Raw genomic sequence first — 9,457 nt, 5'->3', positions numbered from 1 at the left:
CCAAGGCATAGGACCTCGCGCGGTCGGGCGTCACTGGCCCCTGACCGCGCGACACCCCGGCCCCCGGAGGCAATACAAGTGGCCCCCGAAGGCAATATTCCCCGGCCCCCACACAGTCAAATACTCAGCTGAGGGCGAGGGCTGCTTCGGTCACCTCGTTTCCGTTGTCGGGTACGAGTGTGAGGCGGGATTTGGTGAGGATGTCGAGGCCGAGGTAGCGGCGTCCTTCGGCCCATTCATCGGTCTGTTCGGCGAGGACCGCGCCGACGAGGCGGATGATGGCGTCGCGGTTCGGGAAGATCCCGACGCTGTCGGTACGGCGCCGGATCTCACGATTCAGGCGCTCGTTCGGATTATTGGACCAGACCTGCTGCCAGAGCCCTTCGGGGAAGGTGGTGAACGCGAGGACGTCAGCTCGCGCAGCATCAAGGTGCTCAAACGCTGCGGGGAGCTTGTCTTCGACGTAGTCCAGGAGCCGGTCGAATTGGGCGTTCACACTGTCGGGCATCAGGTTGGTCGTACACCGAGTGCAGCATCGCTTTCACGGCCGGCCAGATGCTCTTTGGGCACACGCTCATCAGGTTCGCGGCGTAATGAGTGCGGCAGCGTTGCCAGGACGCGCCGGGCAGGTTCGCTGCGATCGCTTCGACCAAGCCCTGATGGGCGTCGGAGGTGACGAGTCGGACACCGGTGAGGCCGCGGGCTGTGAGGTCGGCGAAGAAGCTGTTCCACGCTGCCCCGGTTTCGCTGATTGCGACTTTGAGGCCGAGGACTTCGCGGCGTCCGTCGGCGTTGACGCCGGTCGCGACGAGAACGACGGCGCCTATGACCCTGCCACCTTCACGGACTTTCATGGTCAGCGCGTCGGCGGCGACGAACGTGAACGGGCCCGCGTCGCCGAGGGGCCGGTGCCGGAATTGGTCGACGTGTTCGTCGAGCTCGGCCGCCATCCGGGATACCTGTGATTTCGATAATGAGTGGATCCCGAGGGTTTTCACGAGCTTGTCCATCCGCCGGGCGGAAACCCCGGCGAGGTAGCAGTCCGCGATCACGGTGATCATCGCTGCTTCGGCTCGTTTGCGTCTTTCGAGGAGCCATTCCGGGAAATACGTGCCCGAACGGAGCTTCGGAACGGCGACGTCGATCGTGCCAACACGAGTGTCGAGGTCGCGGTGCCGGTACCCGTTCCGCTGCGCAGTGCGGTCGGGTGAGGGTTTGCCCCACTCCGCACCAACAACCGCGTCAGCATCGGCGGAAAGGAGGGCGTTGATCATGGTTTGCAGCAGGCTGCGCATCAGATCCGGAGACGCGTCGCTCAGGGCTTCGCTAAGGAGGCCGGAAGGGTCGACAATATGTGGAGCGGTCATCGTGTTGATGCCTTTCGAGTGGAGGTAAGAGACTTCTCGAAGGAACACCACGGTGACCGCGCCCACGTCCAAGACGAGGCCAGCCACCGGGGCTACACCACTTTAAGGGGCACTACTCTATTAGATCGGCCCCGATCGAAGTCCCGAGGGACCGTAAGGTTCGTTCCAGACGTAGTTGTTCTATCAGGTTGATTTGGCCCAGGCGTGACGGGGTGGGCTCTAACGGTCGTTGCAACATCAGCCAGTTTAGGAGTCGTATTGTCGAAACGAATTACGCAGAAGTTGGTTGGGCCGGCGAGGAAGACGAATGAGCGATGAGGGGCGCGCGCGCACTTCATCCGCGATGCGCCCTCATTTCCAGGCTGGTCAACGCTCCGTCTCTTCCGCGGTGGTCGCGGCTATGTTGCTCACGGTACCTTCGTGGGGTCACCTCCATCTCGGACAAGAACTGTCGGTTGAAGTTGGAAAGGTTCGTGTAGCCCGCAGCCAGCGCCACGCTGGAGATAGAAGCGTCCGACTCCTTCAGGGCGCGGCAGGCACTCGCTATGCGAAGTTGTTTGACAAGGTTGGAGAACGTCATACCGCTTGCTTTCTTGAAGTACTTCGAGAAGGACGGTTCGCTCATGAACGCGAGACGCGCAGCGTCAGCCATGCGAATCTGCCCTCCCAGGTTCTGCATCACGTACGAGAGTCCGGCATCGACTGCTGATTTGCCTTCGCGACCCGCGTCCTCTGCGCATAGTTTGTGCGCGATCGCGGTGCGGTCGCTTGTCGGGGCGTCCGACAGTAGGCCCAGGAGCGTGAAGAGATGAGCGATTCGCCCAGGGCCTGAGTGCTGTCCCGTCAACTCGATCTGTTCCGCGGCGCGTGCGGCAGTGTCGCCAGTGAAGATGATCCCACTGCTGGTCGGTTCGATGAGCGATCGCACAGGTCCCAGCTCTGGCATGGCCCGGATGGCCCGCTCGAGCCAGTCGGGTGTGAACTGTATGACCGCGTCCCTGCCGACGATGCATTCATCGGGGGCCAGTTCGCTCATCCAGTCGTGGGGTATACCTGCGCTAACGATTGCGACATGACCCGGACCGAAGGTTCCCACTCGGTCTCCGATGATGTAATTTCCGGTTCCGCGACGGATCAGGTGGATCTCAACCTCTGGATGATAGTTCCACCGAGCCACCGGGCTGGGGTAGTCGTGTTCCGTCCACCGGAACGATCCGCCGTCCAGATAGGGCACCACTTCTCGTACGGCTGGCCTTTTCGCCGAGTTCTTCGGACTGGAACTCATCTTTACTCCACTTTAGAAACGTTCTCGGCGGGTATCCCACCGATACATCTGTGAGCAAAAAAGTATCATAAACGCTCTCTGAACTTGCTAGTAAGTGATATCGGCGCAGCATTATCGTGAAGCGTTCTCGGCCATAAGAGGTCATGAACGGGGGTAACGGCACAGCAGCCGTCACTGCATCAAACGGACAAAGGAGTTCCCTTCTCATGAAAAAAAGATCACGGATCATCACAGCGTCGGTCGCTGTTATGAGTGTCTCGCTTGCCCTGTCAGCATGTTCTGGGGCAGCCGGCGGCTCGAATGGCGGAAACAATCAGAGCATCAACGTTCTCATGGTCAACAATCCGCAGATGGCGGATCTGCAGAAATTGACTGATGACAACTTCACCAAAGACACTGGCATCAAGGTCAACTACACGTCTCTCCCCGAGAACGATGCTCGCGCGAAGATTTCCACAGAGTTCTCGGCGCAGGCGGGGCAGTACGACGTGGCTTCCATCAGTGCGTACGAAGTTCCCTCGTTCGCCGCAAACGGGTGGCTGTCGCCTCTGGATTCAATCGCTAGTTCGTCTGACTTCAATCAGGGCGACGTCTTTCCCTCTCTGACCCAGGCGCTGACCGTCAACGGCAGCCTCTATGCTGAGCCGTTTTATGGCGAGTCATCGTTCCTGATGTACCGCAAAGATATATTCGCTGCGAAGGGCCTGACAATGCCCAGTAACCCGACGTGGCAGCAGGTCGCGGATCTGGCAGCTCAAGTGGACGGCGCCGAACCCGATATGAAGGGTATTTGCCTGCGGGGGCAGGCGGGCTGGGGACAGGTCTTCGCCCCCCTCACCACCGTCGTGAACACGTTCGGTGGGACCTGGTTTGATAAGGACTGGAACGCTGGGGTGAACTCGCCTGAATTCGAGGCGGCAACGCAGTTTTATGTGGACCTCGTCAAGGCTCATGGTGAGGCCGGGGCTGCACAGGCCGGATTCACGGAGTGCCTGACGAATATGACGCAGGGCAAGGTAGCGATGTGGTACGACGCAACCTCTGCGGCGGGTTCTCTCGAGGCTTCCGACTCTCCGGTTGCAGGCAAGATGGGCTACGTCGCAGCGCCCGTGGACAAGACGAAGAGCTCAGGGTGGCTCTGGTCATGGGCCTGGGGAATCCAGAAGGCGTCGAAGAACCAGGATGCTGCTCAGAAATTCATCGAATGGGCTTCGAGCTCGAAGTACGAGAATCTGGTCGGCACTCAGCTCGGCTGGTCGCAGGTACCAGCGGGCAAACGGTCCTCGACGTACGACAACGCGGACTACACGAAGGCCTCGTCTGCGTTCTTCCAGCAGACAAAGGACGCAATCCTGAGCGCTGATCCCACCAACCCGGGCTTGCAGCCCCGCCCGGCGCCCGGTATTCAGTTTGTCGCCATTCCCGAGTTCGCCGACATGGCAACCCAGGTATCGCAGGGCGTGAGTGCGGCAATAGCCGGACAGCAGACCGTGCAGCAGGCGCTCAGCGATGGCCAGGCTGTCGCTCAGGCCGTTGGCGACAAGTACAAGAAATAGCATCACATCGTTGTCGGGGTGGCGTCTGTCCTCAGGAGGGCGCCACCCCGATCGAACCCAGAGGATTTACTCACAATGTCGTTGGTAACTGAGAAGCCCGTCCCCGTCACGGACGCAATCAACCCTCCTGTCGCGCAGTCGCGGTTCCACAAAGACGGCCCCCTGCTTAAACGGCTTCCCCTGTTGCCTGCTCTGGTCTTCATGATCATCGTCACTCAGGTGCCGTTCGTGCTGACTCTGATAATCTCGTTCTTCAACTGGAACTCGCTGTATCCGAACGACGTCTACTTCTCCTGGTTTTCGAACTACGTCGCCGTCTTCGTGAATCCCGATCTGCGGAATGCGATGCTGGTCACCGTACAGATCACCGTTGTTGTCGTTCTGGTGAGCCTTCTGCTTGGCCTCGGCATCGCGCTTTTGCTCGACCGTAAATTCTGGGGTCGGGGTGCTGTTCGAACGCTGCTGATCGCGCCATTCCTGATCGTGCCCGTCGCGGCGGCGCTCGTCTGGAAGCACGCGCTCTACAATCCGTCGTACGGCCTCTTCAACGGTATTCTCACCTGGATCTGGGGTCTTTTCGGTGCTGGGAGCCAAGCGCCCCAGCCCGACTGGATCTCGCAATTCCCGTTACACAGCGTGGAACTCGAACTGATCTGGCAGTGGACACCATTCATGATGCTGATCCTGCTCGCAGGGTTGCAGGGCAGGCCGCTCGACGTCATCGAGGCGGCCAAGATGGACGGCGCCTCGGAGTGGCAGATCTTCCGATACCTCACCTTCCCGCACCTGCGTCAGTACCTCGAGCTTGCAGCGCTTCTGGGCAGCATCTATGTTGTGCAGACATTCGACTCCGTCTTCACGCTGACATCGGGGAGTCTGGGTACCGCGAACCTCCCGTTCACGATCTATCAACAGTTCACCCTCGGCCACGACTACGGGGGCTCGTCCGCTTCAGGGGTGGTCGTTGTCTTCCTCTCCATCGCATTGGCAACCTTCGCGCTCCGAACGGTCTCCACTCTCCTGAAAGATGAAAGCAAATGACCGCGATCCTGCCCCGCACGCTCATCGGCACATCCACCCCGGAGAAAAGAACGCGGGTTCGTAACCGCAAGGCGTGGCTGGGCGTGCTGGCGTGGGTCATCGCCTTGGTCGCATTCGCTCCCATCGCCTGGATGATTCTGACGTCGTTCCACAGCGAGACAACGGCCGCCACCAACCCGCCCTCCCTTTTTGCGCCCTGGACCTTTGAGGGGTGGGCGTCTTTCTTTGGCGCCGAGACCGGCGTCAGCCCGTTGCCCTACTTCATCAATTCAGCGGTGACCAGCCTTGGTTCTACTCTCATCGTGCTGATCCTCGCCACACCGGCCGCTTACGCCCTGTCCATCCGCCCGGTCAAGAAGTGGTCGGATGTGATGTTCTTCTTCCTCACCACGAAGATGCTCCCCATGGTGGCGGGCCTGCTTCCGATCTACCTGATCGCCAAGCAGCTCGGCCTGTTGGACACCACCACGATCCTTATCCTCGTCTACACCTCGATGAACATCCCGATCGCGGTCTGGATGATGCGCTCCTTCCTTCAGGAGATCCCGGCCGAGATCCTAGAGGCCGCCGAGATCGACGGCGCTGGCTTCTTCTTCAAATTCGTGAAGATCATCATCCCTCTCGCATCACCGGGGTTGGCAGCGACGGCTTTGATCTGTTTCATCTTCAGTTGGAACGAACTTCTCTTCGCCAATGCCCTCACGAGCGTCTCCGCGGCAACGGCGCCCGTGTTCCTGACAAGTTTCATCACAAGTCGCGGACTATTTCTTGCCAAGGTGTGCGCAGCGTCGTTCGCCGTCTCCCTGCCCGTGCTCATCGCCGGCTTCGCCGCGCAAGACAAGCTTGTTCAGGGACTCTCGCTGGGTTCGGTCAAGTGACCACCGCAGGCGGCAATACCGAGTTGCGTCAGCTGTCCATGGAGACACTGGCCGGGGTCGCCCCAAGCGTCAGACGCCCGGACTATGACAGGTCTGCGTTGCGGGCGGGAATCGTGCACATCGGTGTCGGCGGGTTTCACCGCGCGCACATGGCGATGGCTCTTGATGGTCTGATTGCCCGTGGTGGCTCCGACGAGTGGGCGATCTGCGGTGTCGGGTTGCTCGAGAGCGATCGGCGTATGAAGGTGATCTTCGATGAGCAGGACTGCCTCTACACGCTGACTCTCAAGCACGCTGACGGAAGCCGGGAGACTTCGGTAATTGGCAGCATCGTGGAATACCTCTTCGCACCGGATGACGGTGAGGCAGTCATCGAGAAAATGGCTGACCCTGCCGTGCGGATCGTCTCGCTCACCATCACCGAGGGTGGCTACAACTTCGACCGGGTGACGGGTGAGTTCGACGCCCACCTCCCCGAGGTGGTGGCGGATCTTCAAGAAGGCGCGACACCCACCACCGTTTTCGGTTTCGTCACAGCTGCCCTGCGTCGGCGGCGAGATCGAGGTGTTCCTCCTTTCACCGTGATGTCCTGCGACAACATCCAGGGCAACGGACACATGGCCAAGCGCATGTTCGTCGCCTACGCAACTCTGAAAGACGCAGATCTCGGACAGTGGATCGAGCAGAACGTTGCCTTCCCCAACTCGATGGTGGACCGAATCACTCCCGTGACCTCTCCAGAAGACATCGCGGCAGCCGCCGAGCAGTCCGGTGTCATCGACCAGTGGCCGGTCGTGTGTGAGCCCTTCTTCCAGTGGGTGATCGAAGATGACTTCCCGACGGGGCGACCTGATTTCGCCAGAGTGGGAGCGCAGGTCGTCAGCGACGTTGAACCCTACGAGCTTATGAAGCTCCGGCTCCTGAATGCCAGTCACCAAGGCTTATGCTATTTCGGCTTCCTCAGCGGCTACCGTTACGCCCACGAAGCAGTTGGTGATCCTCTGATCGCCGAATTCCTCCGGCGCTACATGAACGAGGAGGCCACGCCGACACTCCTGCCCGTACCGGGGGTCGACCTGGGGCTCTACAAACGCACTCTGATCGACCGATTTCTGAACGCTGAAGTTCGCGACACCCTCGCGCGGCTCTGTGCTGAGTCCTCAGACCGCATTCCGAAATGGCTCGTACCGGTCATCCGGGAGCAGTTGCGAAACGGCGGCAGCGTCGCCATGTCCGCAGCCATCGTCGCCAGTTGGGCCCGGTACGCAGAAGCGGTGGATGAAAACGGCGACCCGATTATCGTCGTCGACGCCCTCAGCGAGGAACTGACCCGCATCGCGAAGACACAAAGCCAGCATCCGCTTGCCTTCATCGAGAATCAGGCGCTGTTCGGTGACCTCGCCGACGAACCGCGTTTCGTCGCCGCGTACTCACCCGCCGTTCGGGCCCTGCATTCCAGCGGGGCTCGTGAAACTCTCCGCAACCTTCTGCGCACTCCCTCGATTGTTAACCCTGAAAGGCACACCCAATGACCCTCATGAACGCCGCAGTTCTGAATGCACCACACGAGATCGCGTTCGAACCAGCAGCCGTACCGACCCTCGACGCAGACCAGGTACTCGTGCGCGTGTCAGCGGTCGGAGTCTGTGGAAGCGATGTGCACTACTACGAACACGGCCGGATCGGGCCGTACGTGGTGAAAGACCCGCTCGTGCTCGGCCACGAGCTCTCCGGGCGCATCGAAGACGTGGGATCGGCGATCAACCAGAACAGGATCGGGTCACGTGTGGCCGTTGAACCACAGCGTGCCTGTCGGGTCTGCGAGCAGTGCAAAGCGGGCCGATACAACCTCTGCCCACACATGGAGTTCTTTGCCACGCCCCCCATCAATGGTGCCTTCGCCGAGTTCGTAGCCATTCAGAGCGACTTCGCGCACGACATTCCAGACACTGTCTCCGATGAGGCCGCCGCTCTGCTCGAGCCACTCTCCGTCGGTATCTGGGCCTGCAAACGCGCCGAAGTCGGTCCCGGTAGCAGGGTGCTCATCGCGGGTGCCGGCCCGATCGGGGTCATTCTCGCTCAAACGGCTAAGTCGTTCGGTGCGTCCGAGGTGATTGTCACCGATATCGACGCTGCGCGCCGAGCTTTCGCTGCAGAGCACGGTGCGTCACGGGTGCTCGATCCGACGGTCGACGCGGTCGATGGTCTGGAAGTCGACGCTTTCATAGATGCCACGGGAGTCGCATCGGCGGTCCGTGCGGGGATCCGGGCCGTGAAGCCCGCGGGACGCGTCATACTCGTCGGCCTCGGCACCGACGATGTGGAGCTACCGGTCTCCTTCATCCAGAACAGGGAGATATGGCTGAGCGGGGTGTTCCGGTACGCCAACACCTGGCCCCTCGCCATCGAACTGGTTAATAGTGGGCGGGTCGACCTCGACGTTCTGGTGACGGCCCGGTTCGCTCTCGCCGACGCGGAACGCGCATTGACCATCGGGCGGGAGGCTGGCCAGCTGAAGGCAATCGTCTACCCCGGACAGTGAGCTCCGGCCAGATACTTGTCATCGGTGAATCCATCGTGGACATCGTGTCTCGAGACGGATTCGCCGCAGAACACCCCGGTGGGTCTCCGCTGAATGTTGCCGTCGGACTCGGGCGGCTGGGGGAAGACGTCCGACTGCTCACCTCCCTCGGGTACGCTCGACGTGGGCAGCTCATTCGCGATCATCTGAGGCGCTCATCCGTCATCCTGGACCCCGCCACCGTCACGACGTCCGGCACCTCCACGGCGACTGCTGTGCTCTCCGAGAACGGTGCGGCCAGTTACGAGTTCGACATCTCCTGGAACATACCTCTCGGTGTGCAGGCCAGGCCGGCCGCTATCGTGCACACCGGCTCACTGGCGATCGCTCTGACACCCGGGCACGGCGCCGTGCTCAACCTCATCCAGAGCTCTCGTGAACGCTCACTGATAACGGTCGACGCCAACATCCGACCGACGACCGGCGATCAGCGGGAGGCGCAGATCGCCATCGCGGAGAACTTCTTCGCTGAAACGGACATTGTCAAAATGAGCGACGAGGATGCTGAGTGGCTTTATCCCGGTCTGTCGGGAGAGGACGTCGCTACACGTCTCCTGGCCAAAACAGCCGTGCTGGTCATCATCACCCGTGGTGCCGCTGGGTCCACGTGTCGCGCGTCAAGTAGTTGGCAGGGGTAGTTAGTTGCTGATGCAACGCCCCAGCTGAGAGGTCTGAGTCATGAGTCGTCCACCGACGATCCCGGCGGAGAAGAAGCTCCGCATTGTGTTGTCCATTTTGCAGAACGAGAT

The 9,457-nt window shown here is 60.8% G+C and carries 7 protein-coding genes and 1 pseudogene; 6 read left to right on the top strand and 2 right to left on the bottom strand.

The features are described 5' to 3' along the window. Window positions 1-124: 124 nt before the first annotated feature. Window positions 125-1,367: pseudogene (locus B7R24_RS17035) on the bottom strand (IS256 family transposase). Window positions 1,368-1,701: 334 nt separating this feature from the next. Beyond that, window positions 1,702-2,652, bottom strand: coding sequence for an AraC family transcriptional regulator (locus tag B7R24_RS17030; RefSeq protein WP_116420201.1), 951 nt, complete (start codon window positions 2,650-2,652; stop codon window positions 1,702-1,704). 206 nt (window positions 2,653-2,858) lie between these two features. Here B7R24_RS17030 and B7R24_RS17025 point away from each other — a divergent pair, with 206 nt between their 5' ends. The 6 genes from B7R24_RS17025 to B7R24_RS17000 all read left to right on the top strand — a co-directional run bounded on the left by B7R24_RS17025 (window position 2,859) and on the right by B7R24_RS17000 (window position 9,346). Then, a complete protein-coding gene (locus B7R24_RS17025) occupies window positions 2,859-4,208 on the top strand; it encodes an ABC transporter substrate-binding protein (protein WP_116420200.1) in 1,350 nt (449 codons plus the stop codon). A 75-nt stretch (window positions 4,209-4,283) separates the two neighbouring features. Then, window positions 4,284-5,249: a carbohydrate ABC transporter permease gene (locus B7R24_RS17020; protein WP_116420199.1), complete on the top strand. Its 966-nt coding sequence runs from the start codon at window positions 4,284-4,286 to the stop codon at window positions 5,247-5,249. Next, window positions 5,246-6,127: a carbohydrate ABC transporter permease gene (locus B7R24_RS17015; RefSeq protein WP_116420198.1), complete on the top strand. Its 882-nt coding sequence runs from the start codon at window positions 5,246-5,248 to the stop codon at window positions 6,125-6,127. Before B7R24_RS17020 ends, B7R24_RS17015 begins: the two co-directional genes overlap by 4 nt. A 38-nt stretch (window positions 6,128-6,165) precedes the next feature. Beyond that, window positions 6,166-7,659, top strand: a complete 1,494-nt coding sequence (locus tag B7R24_RS17010) for a mannitol dehydrogenase family protein (protein ID WP_116420203.1) — start codon at window positions 6,166-6,168, stop codon at window positions 7,657-7,659. Window positions 7,660-7,664: 5 nt separating this feature from the next. Beyond that, window positions 7,665-8,669, top strand: a complete 1,005-nt coding sequence (locus B7R24_RS17005; protein ID WP_116420202.1) for an NAD(P)-dependent alcohol dehydrogenase — start codon at window positions 7,665-7,667, stop codon at window positions 8,667-8,669. 35 nt (window positions 8,670-8,704) lie between these two features. Further along, a complete protein-coding gene (locus tag B7R24_RS17000) occupies window positions 8,705-9,346 on the top strand; it encodes a PfkB family carbohydrate kinase (protein WP_172582906.1) in 642 nt (213 codons plus the stop codon). Window positions 9,347-9,457 lie beyond the last annotated feature (111 nt).

The organism is Subtercola boreus, from assembly GCF_003399645.1.
Classification (GTDB): Bacteria; Actinomycetota; Actinomycetes; order Actinomycetales; family Microbacteriaceae; genus Subtercola; species Subtercola boreus_A.
This window is presented reverse-complemented; position numbering and strand designations above follow the sequence as displayed.

Coding starts and splice junctions, on each gene's coding strand:
- B7R24_RS17025 (WP_116420200.1), top strand. CDS start 2,859: ATGAAAAAAAGATCACGGATCATCACAGCGTCGGTCGCTGTTATGAGT.
- B7R24_RS17015 (WP_116420198.1), top strand. CDS start 5,246: ATGACCGCGATCCTGCCCCGCACGCTCATCGGCACATCCACCCCGGAG.
- B7R24_RS17030 (WP_116420201.1), bottom strand. CDS start 2,652: ATGAGTTCCAGTCCGAAGAACTCGGCGAAAAGGCCAGCCGTACGAGAA.
- B7R24_RS17020 (WP_116420199.1), top strand. CDS start 4,284: ATGTCGTTGGTAACTGAGAAGCCCGTCCCCGTCACGGACGCAATCAAC.
- B7R24_RS17005 (WP_116420202.1), top strand. CDS start 7,665: ATGAACGCCGCAGTTCTGAATGCACCACACGAGATCGCGTTCGAACCA.
- B7R24_RS17010 (WP_116420203.1), top strand. CDS start 6,166: ATGGAGACACTGGCCGGGGTCGCCCCAAGCGTCAGACGCCCGGACTAT.